The organism is Candidatus Tisiphia endosymbiont of Nemotelus uliginosus (assembly GCF_964264755.1).
Lineage (GTDB): Bacteria > Pseudomonadota > Alphaproteobacteria > Rickettsiales > Rickettsiaceae > Tisiphia.
In genome coordinates, this window is the sequence record NZ_OZ183481.1 from 1,126,686 (window position 1) to 1,142,662 (window position 15,977).

General features: G+C 33.6%; 15 protein-coding genes, 1 tRNA gene and 1 pseudogene. 6 read left to right on the plus strand and 11 right to left on the minus strand.

The features are described from left to right. Positions 1–43 precede the first annotated feature (43 nt). From ACFELW_RS05715 to rpmF, 4 genes are all read right to left on the minus strand, one after another. Positions 44–544 carry a palindromic element RPE1 domain-containing protein gene (locus tag ACFELW_RS05715; RefSeq protein WP_375329906.1) on the minus strand — a complete coding sequence of 167 codons (501 nt, stop codon included), beginning with the start codon at positions 542–544 and terminating at the stop codon, positions 44–46. Beyond that, on the minus strand, positions 534–833 hold the full coding sequence (locus ACFELW_RS05720) for an HU family DNA-binding protein (protein ID WP_341759885.1): 300 nt from the start codon (positions 831–833) through the stop codon (positions 534–536). The genes ACFELW_RS05715 and ACFELW_RS05720 overlap by 11 nt, the downstream gene beginning before the upstream one ends. A gap of 71 nt (positions 834–904) precedes the next feature. Continuing rightward, positions 905–1,858, minus strand: coding sequence for a beta-ketoacyl-ACP synthase III (locus ACFELW_RS05725; protein WP_375329907.1), 954 nt, complete (start codon positions 1,856–1,858; stop codon positions 905–907). Positions 1,859–1,864: 6 nt separating this feature from the next. Further along, the gene (rpmF, locus tag ACFELW_RS05730; protein WP_341750951.1) at positions 1,865–2,065 is read right to left on the minus strand and encodes a 50S ribosomal protein L32; all 201 of its coding nucleotides are present in this window, start codon (positions 2,063–2,065) and stop codon (positions 1,865–1,867) included. Between the two features lie 106 nt (positions 2,066–2,171). On the opposite strand from rpmF, the gene ACFELW_RS05735 reads away from it, so the two are divergent. Both ACFELW_RS05735 and ACFELW_RS05740 read left to right on the plus strand, forming a co-directional pair. Then, a complete protein-coding gene (locus ACFELW_RS05735) occupies positions 2,172–2,633 on the plus strand; it encodes an outer membrane protein assembly factor BamE (protein ID WP_375329908.1) in 462 nt (153 codons plus the stop codon). A gap of 112 nt (positions 2,634–2,745) precedes the next feature. After that, positions 2,746–2,820, plus strand: a tRNA-Glu gene (locus tag ACFELW_RS05740). 826 nt (positions 2,821–3,646) lie between these two features. On the opposite strand, the gene ACFELW_RS05745 is transcribed toward ACFELW_RS05740, so the two are convergent. Continuing rightward, positions 3,647–4,165, minus strand: a complete 519-nt coding sequence (locus tag ACFELW_RS05745; protein WP_341759336.1) for a helix-turn-helix domain-containing protein — start codon at positions 4,163–4,165, stop codon at positions 3,647–3,649. Between the two features lie 620 nt (positions 4,166–4,785). On the opposite strand from ACFELW_RS05745, the gene ACFELW_RS05750 reads away from it, so the two are divergent. The 3 genes and pseudogenes from ACFELW_RS05750 (at position 4,786) to ACFELW_RS05760 (ending at position 6,211) form a co-directional block, all read left to right on the plus strand. Beyond that, complete coding sequence (locus ACFELW_RS05750; RefSeq protein WP_375329909.1) at positions 4,786–4,971, plus strand: hypothetical protein; 186 nt, start codon at positions 4,786–4,788, stop codon at positions 4,969–4,971. A gap of 368 nt (positions 4,972–5,339) precedes the next feature. Next, positions 5,340–5,529, plus strand: a pseudogene (locus tag ACFELW_RS05755) (type I methionyl aminopeptidase); the annotation flags it as partial. A 418-nt stretch (positions 5,530–5,947) separates the two neighbouring features. Further along, positions 5,948–6,211, plus strand: a complete 264-nt coding sequence (locus tag ACFELW_RS05760) for a hypothetical protein (RefSeq protein WP_375329910.1) — start codon at positions 5,948–5,950, stop codon at positions 6,209–6,211. A 99-nt stretch (positions 6,212–6,310) separates the two neighbouring features. On the opposite strand, the gene ACFELW_RS05765 is transcribed toward ACFELW_RS05760, so the two are convergent. The 5 genes from ACFELW_RS05765 to ACFELW_RS05785 all read right to left on the minus strand — a co-directional run bounded on the left by ACFELW_RS05765 (position 6,311) and on the right by ACFELW_RS05785 (position 11,335). Continuing rightward, positions 6,311–7,074, minus strand: a protein-coding gene (locus ACFELW_RS05765) for an IS5 family transposase (protein WP_375329687.1) whose coding sequence is annotated in 2 segments (ribosomal slippage) — positions 6,311–6,717 and positions 6,717–7,074 — 765 coding nt in all. Because the reading frame shifts where the segments join, the coding sequence is not laid out codon by codon here. A gap of 127 nt (positions 7,075–7,201) precedes the next feature. Then, positions 7,202–7,738 carry an acyloxyacyl hydrolase gene (locus ACFELW_RS05770; RefSeq protein WP_375329911.1) on the minus strand — a complete coding sequence of 179 codons (537 nt, stop codon included), beginning with the start codon at positions 7,736–7,738 and terminating at the stop codon, positions 7,202–7,204. Positions 7,739–7,743: 5 nt separating this feature from the next. Further along, on the minus strand, positions 7,744–9,132 hold the full coding sequence (locus tag ACFELW_RS05775) for a S41 family peptidase (protein ID WP_375329912.1): 1,389 nt from the start codon (positions 9,130–9,132) through the stop codon (positions 7,744–7,746). 7 nt (positions 9,133–9,139) lie between these two features. Beyond that, a complete protein-coding gene (gene parE / locus ACFELW_RS05780; protein ID WP_375329913.1) occupies positions 9,140–11,122 on the minus strand; it encodes a DNA topoisomerase IV subunit B in 1,983 nt (660 codons plus the stop codon). A 36-nt stretch (positions 11,123–11,158) separates the two neighbouring features. After that, positions 11,159–11,335 carry an HIG1 domain-containing protein gene (locus tag ACFELW_RS05785; RefSeq protein WP_341759341.1) on the minus strand — a complete coding sequence of 59 codons (177 nt, stop codon included), beginning with the start codon at positions 11,333–11,335 and terminating at the stop codon, positions 11,159–11,161. Positions 11,336–11,556: 221 nt separating this feature from the next. Between ACFELW_RS05785 and ACFELW_RS05790 the strand changes: the two genes are divergently transcribed. Then, on the plus strand, positions 11,557–11,802 hold the full coding sequence (locus ACFELW_RS05790; protein ID WP_375329914.1) for a palindromic element RPE2 domain-containing protein: 246 nt from the start codon (positions 11,557–11,559) through the stop codon (positions 11,800–11,802). Here the strand turns inward: ACFELW_RS05790 and rpoC are convergent. Continuing rightward, positions 11,777–15,922, minus strand: coding sequence for a DNA-directed RNA polymerase subunit beta' (gene rpoC, locus ACFELW_RS05795; protein ID WP_375329915.1), 4,146 nt, complete (start codon positions 15,920–15,922; stop codon positions 11,777–11,779). The two genes, ACFELW_RS05790 and rpoC, sit on opposite strands and share 26 nt — an antisense overlap. Positions 15,923–15,977 lie beyond the last annotated feature (55 nt).

Below are 15,977 nucleotides of genomic sequence, written 5' to 3' on the forward strand. Positions count from 1 at the left end.
TCTTTGACTTATGCAGGAAGTCTAATGGTCAAAGCAATCCTTTCTAATCACTTTCCTGGATTACTTCGTTGCCACAAAGTGGCTCCTCGTAATGACGGCTTCCAGAAAGAATTTGCTGGATAGTTAACGATAATTCATAAAAATTTTTGATTAGACAATCAATCTTATTTATTTGATTACCTAATAGCTCAAGAGGCGGCTCTAATTCTATCGATACATTAGACCTCTTGCAAAACTCTAGTTCTGCTGGTAATTTAGACAATGATGCGGTACTCGAATCCTCACGTACGCTAGAGTACGCTGAGGTTCGAGGTGAAGCGTCTCCTTCAAATCCTTGTGCATAAGCGAGTTTTGCAAGAAGTCTATTCTTTGTTATCATCTGGGTCTTCAAATACTCAATATCCTGGCTTGTATAATATCGTCTATTACGTATCTTATGTATAGATATGTTTGGCAATATACTTTCTAGATATCTTAGTTGGTGAGAGTGAATATTTAGAATTTTTGTTACTTCACCAATAGAATAATATTTCTTATCCTGCATTTTTATTAATTAATAATTTTAATTTTCTAGCTGGTATAAAACGTATTACTTCTTTTTCTGGAATTATAACCGCTTCTTTTGTATGAAAATTTATACCAGGTCTAGGTTTTTTTATGCTAGTACAGAAGCTACCAAAACCTACTAACGTCAATCTTTGCTTGCTTACTATTTGCTGAATATTGCTAAATATTTGTTCGACTATTTCTTCGCATATAAGGTTTGATAGCCCCAATTTAGCTTTTAACATATAAGCAATTTTTTCTTTAGTAATAGAAGTAGTATAGTTAATTGATTTGGGTTCACTCAAGCTGCTCTCTTCTCTCTCATCATCATTAAATCCACCTGAATCAACCATAATTTCTACCATCTGATTAGAGCCGAACCCCAAGTTACTCCAGCACCAATAGCCGTAAAAAGCAATAGATCACCTTTTTTAATATTACCGTAAGATTTTAGAGAAGCAAGAGCTAAAGGAATTGAAGCAGCCGAACAATTAGCGTGTTTTGCAACTGTTTTTACTACTTTACTTGGATTAATCTTTAGTCGCTCCACAACTGCATCTATAATTCTTACATTTGCCTGATGTGGAATAAAATGATTAACATCATCTATGGTAAAATTATTATTATGCAATATTTCTTCGGCTACCTTACTCATCTTTTCTACTGCATGTCTAAAAACTTCCTGTCCTTTCATTTTTATTTTACCGGTTTTGCCATTACTACTTACACCACCATCAGTATAAAGAATATCGTGATAACGACCATCCGAATAGATATTACTATCTATTATACCGGAGTTATCATCACTATATTGCAAAATTACCGCACCGGCACCGTCACCAAATAAAATACAAGTAGCTCTATCGCTCCAGTCCATTAGAGACGACATTTTTTCAGCCCCAACTAGTAATATTGTTTTATATTTTCTAGATTTGATCAAAGAGTCGGCAACATGTAAACCGTATATAAACCCCGAGCATACTGCCTGTAGGTCAAATGAAGGTACATTACTAAGCCCTAGATAACCTTGTAACTTAGAGGCGGTAGAAGGAAAGCTATTATCCGGAGTAGTGGTACAGGTAATTATCAAATCTATAGATGCTGGATTTAATCCAGCATCATCTATAGCATTTTGGCTAGCTTTAATAGCTAAATGTGATGTATACTCATCATCAGCCGCAATATGTCTTTGTAATATACCAGTCCTTGAGCGAATCCATTCATCGTTAGTATCAACCGATAGCGACAATTCTGCGTTAGTAATAATACGCTCCGGCAAATAGGCTCCACACCCAAGAATTTTACAAGCCATTGTGGTTTATGCTACTTCTTCATCTTTTTCTTGCTTCTGGACAATAACTTGACGACCATTATATGTGCCATCGGCTAAAGATATGTGATGAGGAAGCTTATATTCTCCTGTCTGAGAATCTATTACTACATTAATTTTACCAAGTGCAAGGTGAGAACGTCTCATATTGCGTCTTGATTTTGATGTCTTCTTTTTTGGAACTGCCATATAGCCTCTTAAAAATTACACTTTAGGATAAAAAGTATTTGTCAAATCGATATAGCAGTATATTATACTTCCATTACAAAATCTAGGTATTTTAAACATAAACTTTATGAAATTTTTTATAATTCGAACTTTTGCTATTTCATCCATATTATTCACATTATGTAGTTGTAAAACTATAGAATCAAGGGGACAGTATGTTGATGATAATTTATTAACTACACTTGAAGAAAAAAAACTTAACAAATCGGAAGTAGAAGATTTAGTTGGTACGCCAACAATTATACCCGACTATACTCCTAATACTTGGTATTATGTTCAACGTTCTTTAGCTAGGAGAGCCTGGTTTGAGCCAAAAGTAATTGAACAAAAAATAGTAAAAATTACTTTTAATAAAAAAGATGTAATTGAGGAAGTTTTAGTACTTAGTGATTCGCATAAAGATGATATAAATATAATGGGAGAATATACGAAAACTTATGGTACAGAATTAAACGGGCTACAAAAATTTGTAAAGAATATTGGTAGGTTCAATAAAACTACAGAAGGAAAAAAGAAGAAGAAACAATAAAATCATGCTTGCAATATTTCATAGATACTGTATAAACTGAACGCTACTAGTTCTTAAAATCATTCGAATTAGATTCATTGCTAAGAGTTAATAGACGAACTAAAGAGTTTATGGCCCCTTCGTCTAGCGGTTAGGACGTTACCCTTTCACGGTGAAAACACGGGTTCAAGTCCCGTAGGGGTCACCATTACCGTACAAGTTGCTACTTCTTTGCAATTCTGTAAATGGAAAAGCCAGAACGTAATGCAGTTTACAGCCCTCGAGTGTTAGGTTCGAAAATATAAAATTTAATAATTACCTTTTTTCAGCAATTGTCGAACCTTTAAAAGTTTCATAGACGTTCGTGCTGATACATATAAGGTCTACAATCTTTTTAGAAAACTTATCATCTACTTTGTCATAACTCTTAATTAATTCAGTTAATTCATACTGTCTTCCCTTTAATTGAGCTTTCTTACAAAAAAATTCTTCTCTAGTTTAAGGTGCCATCTGCTAAGAAATCCACCAATCTATAGAGTTTATTTTGAATAACACTATGCTCTTGCGAAACTAGAGTAGAAAGAAAATAGGAATTTGTATTGCAAAAAATCAATTCACTGAATTTATGAATGCAATATGTTTTAATTTGAAATGCTTAACCGTTCTTACTATGTAAAATTAAGTATCTGACAGAACAAAAAGCTAAAATTTATAAAAAAAATTGCAATCTTTTAAAAACATCAGAGTTGATGATTTCTTTGTAATTTTTTGGACAAAAGATTTTCTTTGAAATTAGAACAATTTTTTATCCTTCAACGATCCCATAATGTCTGACTGGAGGTGGAGATGAGAAACAATCATATATGACTAATATTCATTAGGATTTTGAGAAATTTACACAAAAAATAGACTGTTTTTTGAAAATATTACTAAATTATTATGGGAGATTACGGAGGTTAAACCATTATTCCTGATCATTTCACCAACTCTTCAGGTTAATTGAGTATATATCAGCTCGCCATAACATCAGTTTGCTATTGAGAAGGTTTATCATTATCAGAAGTAGTAGGATTAATTCTGCCAACCATTTCATCTAGTGATATTTGGAAATAGTCTGCTAGGGCTATGGTGACTGCACTACCAAGGCTTTTTTTAGCATTATTATTTTCTTTTATAAAATTAAATATAGCTGTTTCACTAAAGCCACATTTTTTTGCTAATTTATAAGGATTTAAATTTTGTTCTTTTAGCTTTCTGCAAAGAAAGTGTCTTAAGTTAGCATTAACATCATCTATTGATATATTAAAAAATTCTTGTTTTTCCTCATGTGGCAATACATAACTAATTCTGCAAACAACCCTATCTATTGAACATTTAAAATAGTTGGCTATACATAATAAAGTTTTAAGACCTATATTACGGTATTCAGCTTTAATAAGTTTCCCGACAGTTGAAGGTGGAATACCACTTTTTTGTACAAAATATTTCCTTTTTAAGTGATTTTCTTTTAATTGTTGTTTAAGGAAAATCTGTACTTGCTGCGAAAGAGTCATAAGTATTTTGAATCAAGTTAGTATAAAAATATCCTAAAAGAAAGGGTATTTTACTTGACACCCCAAAATAACTATATTAGACTCTTAAGAATAGGATGAGATCATAAAAAAAATATCAGTAATTACTGAACTAATTTTTAAAAACCAAAATGGTATATTTTGGCAAGTCTCAAACTAAAGAATCCAGTGTAATATTCAAACATTTAGCTTATTAATAAGCTAAACCTTGAATGTTACATTGAGTAAACTAGTAAGTACTTGAAGGTTTTGCGGCTTAAAAGTACTTACTAGCGAAATTAATCCAATAGCATTGCTATTAAAAACCCATTATTGAGGTGTTAACTATGAACATATACAAATTTCTTCAAATAGTCAAACTCCATTATTCTTGCAATCCTATAACGTTAAGCACTATCAATATACTGTATTATAGCTAACCCGATTAGTATTTATCTGGATAATAATTTGCTATCCTCGCATATAGGGAACTAAAATAGTATTCCAAAACCCTGAGATATTATAAACTTTCGCTTGTGCGGGAACACTTTTTTATTTAAATAAGACAAATACTCATTGGGTTAGTTGTATTAAATCATTTTTATATCTAATAGAGTAGAATTATGAAAGATACATCCCAATTATTAACACCCACTAATATTCTTCAAGAGGATAGTAATGAGGTTCAAGAAGAAAAGAAGAAACATCATAATGATAGGAAAAAATCACCTGAAGAAACATTAAAAAAAATAGTTAAGCATTATGAACTAGCAAAACAAAAAGCAGAGTTAATATCACATGGGCTGTAGTTAACAGCAAAGAATGATAATGTTGTTAATCAGCAATTGTTTAAGAATAGAATAACAGATTTCCAGTATATTCATGGTCTTTCTTCTAAACAAGCAATTAGCAAATATCAAGCAATCTTAGTACTACAGTTGTAGTTTAGATGTGAGCATTCACGATTTTTTTGTGATGAATAAAAAAACCTGATCACCAAGCGTCATTGCGAGGAGACCGTAAGGTCAACGAAGCAATCCATTTCTAATCACTTTCCTGGATTGCTTCGTCGGTCTGGCAACCTCCTCGCAATGACATCTTATACTTTAACCTTTTTTCCGTGAACACTCACATTCAATCTACAACTGTAGTATTAGGTAGATTACACATTCAATAGGGATTTGTTTTAGAACAGGGAATGTTCTTTACCACAGAGTCCATGGTAAATACTGGAAGTTATAAGACTATCCTTAGTCATTTAGACGAATGGACGGTAACCACTTGTGATAAATCATTTTCTGCACAGTTTGAGCATACTATATGGTGTCATACAAAATGGTTTTGAAATATTTACGTTATCATCATAAAATCTGACTTGTAATATTATAATAAATAACAATTTCTACATCATTATTCCTGAGTACGTCACCAACTCTTCAGGTTAATTGAGTATATATCTAAAAAAATTAGCTTTGTAGCATTTTAGCAATATATTTTTTTTACCATTATAATATCATAAATTGGCTAAATTATTTATATAGCAAGGTGTTACAGCTAATTAGAAACCATATAATCTTTACAATAAATTCAATTTAAATTAATACAATCAAAAATAAATATTAATTTAATTTAAATTTATATATAATTTTTGTAGTTTAATTACTATGCTTTATGAAGGTTTCTAATTGAACTGTTTATTAGTAACAAAATAGCTAGAATTAGATTACTTTAGAAACTTTAACATAATCTAAACCATTGTAAATAATATTTAATAGAAGGTATAAAATGCTAGAAAATAATTCAGAACAAGAAGATGTATGGCGTAATGAATTGGGGGAAACATATGAAGAACAGGAGAGTCGTTTAGATCGTGAAGAATCTGTTAGAAAACGCAATGCCATTATATTTGTTTTTATTCCTATGCTAATTGGATTTCTAACATTTACTTATTTTTTCCTTAATTCAATAGAAGAAAAGAACAAATTGATGAAGCAACAACAATCAACAACTATCGATAATACTCAAGATACAAAGAAAGAAAATAATTGAATTGTATTGTAAAATCTGGGATAGTCAATTTGTATGGTTGTATCTTGAAATAGGTTTCTAGAGATTTATAGTAAAAGCAAGGAATGCTAGGGTATGTCGTCACGAGATTTGAGCCCACATTAGTAAAGCCCTTAAACAAAGACCCGCCATGTATGATTTTGTATTTTTAGCATATCTTGTTGCTATACCACGCCATTCTTTAAATTTTTGAAATGTATTTTCAATAATGTGCCTTAGCTTATATAGATATTTATCTATCTCTCTTTGAATCTTCCTGTTTCTTTTTGATGGTATTACAGGAATTATGTTTGCATTCACAGCCGATTCTATTATGGCGTTTGTATCGTAAGCTTTATCAGCCATAAGATGTTGTGCCTCCATATTCTGGATTAACTCACAAGCTTGAGTACAATCATTTCTGGAACCTTCTGTAACAATAATTCTGACCGGCATACCATACGCATCCACGGCCATATGTACCTTTGTATTGAGCCCCCTTTTGTGCGACTAACCGTTTGATTCCCGCCTTTCGCTCCAAGTCCTGCTTTGTGAGTTTTTACAAATGTAGAATCTATCATTAACCATTCAAAATCAGGAGCATTTATAAAAATATTTAGCAAATTCTCCCATATCCCATTATCACGCCATCTACAGAATCTTCTGTGTACATTCTTCCAATTGCCATAATCAGGAGGCAAATCTCTCCATGGAGCTCCCGTTCTAAATATCCACATCACTGCATTTATAAAAGTTCTATTGTCTCTTGCAATACCTCCCCAACAACCTTTCTGACCAGGTAAATTACTTTCTATCTTATTCCAAAGCTCATCGCTTATATCATGTCTTCTATGTGCTAAACTCATTGCTTCTTATCGCCTATTTTTATTACTACAATTATAATAACAAATCACATAAAATTATGCAATCACAATCTCGTGACGACATACCCTAGACAATTAAAATTTTGTTCACAGATCCTAGGTAAGTCTATTAAAATTTATAACCATACCGCATACCTAAATTAGTTAAACCAGGGTTAAATTTCCCAAGACCAGCATTAGATAAGTGGTCAATAATTACAGCAACACTGTGCTTCTCTTGAATCATTACCCCTAAACTAAGACTTTCTCTAAATAAGAATCTTGTTCCTAAGGCTCGTCTTCTTTGCTGTAATTTTTCTACTTCACCATTATGAATTCCAAATCCAAAAGTTGCCTCTAAAAATACATATTTCATGATATCAAAATGCCAAGTAATCCCAGTATAGATATTGCTAGTATATTTCTGATTGTTAATATTTGTCCCTATATGAGGATAACCAAATAAAAATTTGTATTCATCACTAAAAAGATATTCTAAATTAATGTCAGAACCCTTCTCATAACGTTGTCTTAATTTACCCTTTAGTCCAAATTTATACCCTAAATCATGTCTCAATACTCCAATTCTCATTTCGTCAGCCATGGTTCTTGAACCAATTAATAAAAGAATTAAAAAGATTAAGTGATGTATTTTTTTATATTTCATATAACTCAATGCCCTTTTGCTTTATTAGTTAAAATTAATCCCATAATCAAATCATAAGCTCTAGCAAATTGATAATCTTTTTTATAAAGATCAGATAGTTGGTCTAGAGTATTTTTCGATTCAGTCGTTTTTGTTTTATCTTTATCTTTTGTAGTATCATCTGTTTTCTTAATAGCCTCTTTATCTTTATTTGTAGAGTCTAGTTTTTTATCATCATTTTTTTTGTTATCGTTTTTTAAGTAATTTTTTAAAGAAGCTTCAGAGAATCTTCCATCTATCATTTTTGTTTCGGGATATTCAACTTTTACCATCTCAACAAATATGTCAGGTTCGATACCCTCTGCCTGAATTGAACGATCATTAGGGGTGTAGTATTTAGCCGTAGTAAGCTTTACAGCCGTTCTAGGACTGATTACCGAAAAGCTTTGTACAGATCCTTTACCGAAAGATTTTGTACCAAGTATTATCGCTCTTTTATGATCTTGCAAGCTACCTGCTACAATTTCTGCAGCTGAGGCAGAGCCCACATTAATAAGAACAATCATCGGAACTAATGGAGCTTTTTCTGCAGATTTATTGCTATTAAATACCGCATTACTATTCTTGGTTCTTCCCTTGGTAGTAACAATTACCCCAGAATCAATAAAATATTCGCTAACAGCAACAGCCTGCTCTAACAAACCACCAGGATTATCACGTAAATCTAGAATAATACCCTCTATGCTATTTTTACTACCATCTTTTAAAGTTTTCATAGATTTTTTTAATTCTTCAATGGTATGTTCATTAAAAGTTCCTATTCTTATATAAGCTATATTATTTCTTTCTAAATGAGCTTTTACTGGGGTAATGGTAACTATTTCGCGGATAAGTTCAATTTCTTTTGGCTTAAATTCACCTTCTGTAATCACCAGTAATTTCACTTTTGTTCCTGGTTCTCCACGCATCTCTTTGACGGATTTATGAAAACCCAAAGTTGATACAAACTCATCATTAACTCCTACTATATAGTCTCCGGCTTTTATACCTGCCTTATAAGCTGCTAGATCATCAATAGGGGAAATGACTTTGATGGCACCATTATCATACTGCACTTGAACACCAATACCGCCAAATTCTCCTTTAGTCTCATTAAGAAAATCTTTTAGATCATCATCAGTAAAATAGCTAGAATGGGGATCTAGCGAAGTTAACATGCCTTCGATAGCAGCATCAGTCATTTTTTGTTTTTCCGGTTCTTGAACATAGTCTTTATTAATACGCTCAAAGACCTCTTGAAATTGTTTGAGATAAGCTGTATCTGATAATTCGTTCTTTTTTTTCGGTTCTTCCGCAAATGTGATATTGGCACAAAAGATAAAACTTGATAATAACATTATAAAGCGTATGAACATAGTACTCCTAAATATCTAAATTGTTTATAATTGTATCCATCTTAATTAAAGCCTGATTATAAATGAACTGAAAACGTTTTTCTGGTTTTTTGCCCATAAGATCGTCTACTATCTTAGCAATATTATCAAAATCATCTATAGTAACTTTTAGAATGGTTCTATTTTTTGGGTTCATTGTTGTTTCTTTTAACTGAGCTGGCATCATTTCACCTAACCCCTTAAATCGACCAATATCTATTTTAGCCTTACTATTTTTTAATAATTTAGCAGTTAAATCAGTTTTTTGTTGATCATTTACTGCATAGTAAGTTTTATTAGATTGGGTTAATCTATAAAGAGGTGGTTTGGCAAGATATAAATGACCTGAAGATATTAACTTCGGCATACGAAGATAAAAGAACGTCATTAACAATGAGGCGATATGAGCTCCGTCAACATCAGCATCTGTCATAATTATTATTTTTTCATAACGCAAATTCTCCTCTCGATAATTTTTAAGACTACCACAGGCTAATGCCACCTCTAAATCTTGAATTTCTTGGTTGTTAGTAATTTTCTCGAAAGTTGCATTGGCAACATTCAAAATTTTACCTCTAAGAGGTAAAATAGCTTGTGTTTCTCGATCTCTTGCCTGTTTAGCTGATCCCCCGGCAGAATCTCCTTCAACCAAGAATAATTCCGTCCCATTAGGAGAGGTTCTTGTACAATCTGCTAATTTACCTGGTAATCGCAATTTTTGTGTAGCAGTTTTACGTGAAATATTTTTTTCGTTACGCTTATTTATTCGGTATTCCGCAATATTAACTATATGTTCAAGCAGCTGGTTGGCTACGAGTTTATTACTACTCAACCAATGATCAAAATGGTCTTTAACAATGTTCTCTACTATTTTATTAATCCCAGGCGAAACCAATTTTTCTTTTGTTTGCCCTTGAAATATTGGCTCTTGGATAAATACAGAAAAAACAATAGAAGAAGTTTCTAGAATATCCTCAATAGTAAGTAAAGTGGTTTTTTTATTACCGGTCATTTCACCATATACCTTTATACCACGCAGTAATGCACTACGCAAACCTTGCTCATGGGTTCCCCCAAGAGGGGTAGGAATAGTGTTGCAATAGGATTGGATAAAAGGTTGGTCTTCATTTTTATGCCAAGCAATTGCCCATTCCACTTTTATGTGATCCTGATCCCACTCAATATTACCACAAAAAATCTCTCCACTAACTAAATCTTCCAAATTTATTTTAGAAATTAAATAATCTTTCAAACCATCTGGAAAATGGATGAGAGCTGTTGCTGGAACATCGCTTTTAGTTTCAACTTCACATTGCCACTCTATCGTTACCCCTCTATACAAATAGGCTTTTGATTTAGCTAATTCATATATTCTTTTTGGTGAAAAGGATGGTTTCTCTCCAAAAATTTCTGGGTCAGGATGAAAATTGATAGATGTTCCCCTTAATTTTTTGGCAATATCTTCACTGGTTAAATCATTCAATTTTTGTCCTTTGGAATAAGATTGCTTGAATAATTTACCCTGCTTATATACTTTAATTTCTAAATAGTCGGATAAAGCATTAACAACCGAAATGCCAACTCCATGTAAGCCACCTGCTGTTTGATAGACATTATTTGAAAATTTACCACCAGAATGAAGGTGAGTTAAAATTACCTCAAGAGCAGATTTATCAGGAAATTTGGGATGATTATCAACAGGAATCCCTCTACCATTATCAGAGATAGTGATACTATTATTTACATGCATCTTTATGGTGATAACGCTAGCAAAACCAGCAACAGCTTCATCCATAGCATTATCTAGCACTTCCGAAACAAGATGATGCATAGCATTCTCGTCCGTCCCGCCAATATACATACCAGGACGCTTGCGTACAGGCTCAAGCCCTTCTAATACTTCAATATCTTTTGCTGTATACGAATTATTAATTTTGGGCTTTTTTTCACTAAAGCTAAATAGATCAAGCATATTATGATGTTAACTTACAAGTTTTTGATGAATATACTATTTTGAAAGATAGAGAAAAGCAAGAACACATACAGCAAATGCTTGAAATATAACCCGTAACGACATTAACTTGGAACTAAATTTTTTGTCAATTTTCCCGCCAATAGCCATAGAGACAATGCCTATCACTAAGATTAATGTAGTCAAGCTTAAAGCAATTAATATATATACCACAAAATTATCTCTAAAAATTACTTTATTATATACAATAAAATTAGAAATATACTCGAATAATCCAACATTTGCAAATCCAATTCGTAGGATTCTACAACAGAACAGTTTAAAAGTCATAGATAAAAACAACCACTGTCATTGCGAGAAGCCAACTTTAGTGGCGATGAAGCAATCCACCTTCTAGCGTCATTGCGAGCAAACATACTTGAGCGTGGCAATCAATGAAGCTTGCTATAGTCAATTCAGGAGAATTTGGGGCTAGGAGCGATGGAGCGACACCTATAAGTAATAGGCGAGCGACGAGCGACAACGTCCCCAACTTCTCATCAATTGACTATATATGGATGCTTCGTCGTGTTTACACACTCCTAGCAATGACGTATAGATGTGCCTACGAATTTGCTGTAATACTAATCGGATTAGCTATAAAAGATAAGTTAATTAATCTAAAGTTTTTTGATAATTAACCTCTTCTTGATCTAGCCTAGCTGCAAATTTACGCATTCTATTCATGTAGAAACCTGTTCCTGCCGGTACTAATCTACCAACTATGACATTTTCTTTCAGTCCACGTAACTTATCAACTCTTCCAGCTATAGCAGATTCCGTTAGAACTCTTGTTGTTTCTTGGAAAGAAGCAGCTGAAATAAACGATCTAGTTTGCAGCGATGCCTTAGTAATACCTTGCAAGATTACCTGAGCTTCCGCCGGTCTTAAACCATTCTTGATAGCTTTTTCATTAATTTCAGCAAATTCGCGATGATCTATCTTCTCATCAACCATTAATGTCGTATCACCAGAATTTGTTATCTCTACTTTTTGTAGCATCTGACGGATTATTACCTCGATATGTTTATCGTCAATTTTTACACCCTGTAAACGATATACTGCTTGAATTTCTCCAACCATGTAACTTGTAAGAGCTTCTACTCCCATCACTTTTAAAATATCTTGCAACACTGGATTACCATCAATTAACATATCGCCTTTTTTAACAAAGTCACCTTCATTAACAACAACATGCTTGCCTTTTGGTACCATATACTCAATTGGCATACCACCTTCACTTGGCTGAATAATAATACGCCTTTTTGACTTATAGTCTTTACCAAACTCAACTCTACCATCTAGTTCTGCAATAACGGCATGATTTTTTGGACGTCTAGCCTCAACAAGTTCAGCTACCCTTGGAAGACCACCAGTAATATCTTTGGTTTTAGCTGATTCCCTTGGAATACGTGCTAAAATATCACCTACCGATACTTTAGCCCCATCTTCAACACTTAAAATAGCATTTACTGGTATATAGTATCTAGCCTCTAAACCATTGGATAGCACAATAGTTTCTCCATTCTCATCAACTAATTGGATACGAGGACGCAACTCTGCTCCACGTAAATATTGTTTTGATTCAACTATGACTTTACTAGAAATACCAGTTGCTTCATCAGTAATATCACGAATTGATACCCCTTCTACCATATCTTTGAATGCAATTTTACCAGATTTCTCGGTAATAATTGGAATAGTATACGGATCCCACTCTACTAATTTCTGTGCCTTTTTTACCTTATCTGAATCATCAACTATTAATCTTGCACCATACGGTACTTTATGCCTTGCTTTCTCATTATTATCGCTATCCAACAATAATAACTCACATGAACGACCCATTACGATCTTACGACCTTCAGAATCAATAACCACATTACGTCCTAGAATCTTTACTTTTGCATCATGAGAGGCTTCTATTGAAGATATTTCCGCACCTTTTGTTGCAGCTCCTCCAATATGGAAAGTTCTCATAGTTAGCTGAGTACCTGGTTCACCAATTGACTGAGCAGCAATCACTCCTATTGCTTCCCCTACTGAAACTAAGGAACCAGTAGCTAGATCTCTACCATAGCATTTTACACATATTCCATCAGCGATCTCACATGTTAAAACAGATCGTACTAGCACTGCATCTAAACCAGAAGATTCGATTTCTTCTAATTTTACTTCGTTAATTAATTCACCAGCTGCTAGTAATAGACCATTAGTAACCGGGTGATAGACGTTAATTGCAACTGTTCTGCCTAAAATTTGCTCTGCCAGTGACACAATAACTTCACCACCATCAATAATACTTCTTACTTCTATGCCTTTTGTAGTTTGACAATCTTCATCGGTAATTATGCAATCTTGAGCAACATCAACTAATCTACGGGTTAAATACCCAGAATTAGCTGTTTTCAATGCTGTATCAGCTAGACCTTTACGAGCACCATGTGTGGAATTAAAATATTCAAGAACAGTAAGACCTTCACGGAAATTAGAGATAATAGGAGTTTCAATAATTTCACCTGACGGTTTAGAAATCAAACCACGCATACCGGCTAACTGCTTAATCTGTGCTGCCGATCCTCTTGCTCCTGAAGTAGCCATCATATATATAGCATTTACTTTCTGATGATTAGGCTTATCATTAACCTGCATCATAGCAATTTCTTTCATCATGTCATTTGCTACTTTATCAGTGCATCTAGACCAAGAATCAATTACTTTATTATATTTTTCACCATAGGTAATTAGACCATCAGAATATTGTTGTTCAAACTCCTTGACCTCAGTTAATGTTGCATTAATATGATTATCTTTTGATTTTGGTACAACCATATCATCCATACCAAAAGAAATACCTGAGGAACAAGCATATTTAAATCCAAGTTTCATTAGCTGATCAGCAAAAATTACCGTAGCCTTTTGACCACAATGACGATACACTAAATCAATTACCGCAGATATATCTTTTTTAGTCATTGCTTTGTTTACAAACTTAAATCCAACATTATAATTACGAGGCAATAAATCTCCAACAATTAATCTACCAAGGGTAGTATCCACCATAGTTGCTACAACTTCCTCTTCAGCATTAAGCATATTGCGGCGAAATTTTATCTTTGAGTGAATAGTTATTATCTTATTATACAATGCATGTTCAACCTCCGACATGTTGGCAAATGCCATTCCTTCACCAGGTTCATTGTCAAAAACCATGGTTAAATAATACAGACCAAGTACTATGTCCTTATCAGGTACGATAATCGGACGACCATTTGCCGGACTCAATATGTTGTTTGTCGACATCATGAGTACCCTTGCTTCAAGCTGAGCCTCAATTGAAAGAGGGATATGTACTGCCATCTGATCACCATCAAAATCAGCATTGAATGCAGCACAGACTAAAGGATGCAGCTGGATAGCTTTTCCTTCTATCAGTAAAGGTTCAAAAGCCTGGATACCTAAACGGTGTAAAGTTGGTGCTCTATTAAGCAATACCGGGTGTTCACGTATAACTTCTTCTAAAATATCCCATACTTCTGGTTTTTCAGCTTCAACCATTTTTTTAGCAACTTTTATAGTAGTAGCAACTCCATGTAATTCAAGCTTTGAATAAATAAATGGTTTGAATAACTCCAACGCCATGGTCTTTGGTAAACCGCACTGGTGCAACTTAAGCTCTGGTCCAACAACGATAACGGAACGACCAGAATAATCCACCCTTTTACCCAGCAAATTCTGACGAAGCCGACCTTGTTTACCTTTTAACATATCACTAAGTGACTTAAATGGACGTTTATTAGTATTTTTCACTACTTTACCACGACGACCATTATCAAATAATGCATCGACCGATTCTTGTAACATCCTTTTTTCATTTCGAATGATAATATCCGGTGCTTTTAGTTCCAGTAGTCTTTTTAATCTATTATTTCTATTAATAACTCTTCTATAAAGTTCGTTAAGATCAGAAGTTGCGAATCTTCCTCCATCAAGCATAACTAATGGTCTAATTTCAGGTGGAATAATTGGCAGGACGGTCATAATCATCCATTCCGGCTTATTCTCAGATTCCAGAAAATCTTCAACTAACTTAAGTCTTTTGACAATCTTCTTCTTTTTAATTTCCGAAGATGTATTTAATAAATCGTCCTGCAATCTCTTCTTTAATTCAGGTAAATCAAGTTCTGAAAGCATCTGGTGAACTACTTCCGCCCCAATAGAAGCCGTAAAATTATCTCCTCCATACTCATCTTGTGCCTTTTGCATACCATCTTCCGATAAAAGATCACCTTTCTGTAGAGCAGATAATCCAGGATCAACGACAACATAACTTTCAAAATACAGAACTTTTTCTAGATCCTTCATAGTCATATCTAGCAATGTACTAATCCTTGATGGTAAAGATTTCAAAAACCATATATGAGCAACTGGTGCTGCTAGTTCAATATGCCCCATTCTTTCTCTACGAACTCTAGATGTAGTAACTTCAACACCGCATTTCTCACAAGTAATGCCACGATATTTCATACGCTTATATTTACCACAAAGACACTCATAGTCTTTCACGGGTCCAAAAATCCTAGCACAGAATAACCCTTCTTTCTCTGGCTTAAAAGTACGATAATTTATCGTCTCAGGTTTCATCACCTCACCAAAAGACCATGAACGCACTTGATCAGGACTAGCAATATTAATCCTTATTTGATCAAATTGCTGAGTACTGCTCAATTGCCCATAGAAATTTGTCATTCCTGTTGTCATAAAGATTCTTCCTTAAAAAATTTTATCAGCAGCTAAATGCTAATCGGGTTAGGTA

Coding starts and splice junctions, on each gene's coding strand:
- ACFELW_RS05715 (WP_375329906.1), bottom strand. CDS start 544: ATGCAGGATAAGAAATATTATTCTATTGGTGAAGTAACAAAAATTCTA.
- ACFELW_RS05725 (WP_375329907.1), bottom strand. CDS start 1,858: ATGGCTTGTAAAATTCTTGGGTGTGGAGCCTATTTGCCGGAGCGTATT.
- rpmF (WP_341750951.1), bottom strand. CDS start 2,065: ATGGCAGTTCCAAAAAAGAAGACATCAAAATCAAGACGCAATATGAGA.
- ACFELW_RS05735 (WP_375329908.1), top strand. CDS start 2,172: ATGAAATTTTTTATAATTCGAACTTTTGCTATTTCATCCATATTATTC.
- ACFELW_RS05745 (WP_341759336.1), bottom strand. CDS start 4,165: ATGACTCTTTCGCAGCAAGTACAGATTTTCCTTAAACAACAATTAAAA.
- ACFELW_RS05750 (WP_375329909.1), top strand. CDS start 4,786: ATGAAAGATACATCCCAATTATTAACACCCACTAATATTCTTCAAGAG.
- ACFELW_RS05760 (WP_375329910.1), top strand. CDS start 5,948: ATGCTAGAAAATAATTCAGAACAAGAAGATGTATGGCGTAATGAATTG.
- ACFELW_RS05770 (WP_375329911.1), bottom strand. CDS start 7,738: ATGAAATATAAAAAAATACATCACTTAATCTTTTTAATTCTTTTATTA.
- ACFELW_RS05775 (WP_375329912.1), bottom strand. CDS start 9,132: ATGTTCATACGCTTTATAATGTTATTATCAAGTTTTATCTTTTGTGCC.
- parE (WP_375329913.1), bottom strand. CDS start 11,122: ATGCTTGATCTATTTAGCTTTAGTGAAAAAAAGCCCAAAATTAATAAT.
- ACFELW_RS05790 (WP_375329914.1), top strand. CDS start 11,557: ATGAAGCTTGCTATAGTCAATTCAGGAGAATTTGGGGCTAGGAGCGAT.
- rpoC (WP_375329915.1), bottom strand. CDS start 15,922: ATGACAACAGGAATGACAAATTTCTATGGGCAATTGAGCAGTACTCAG.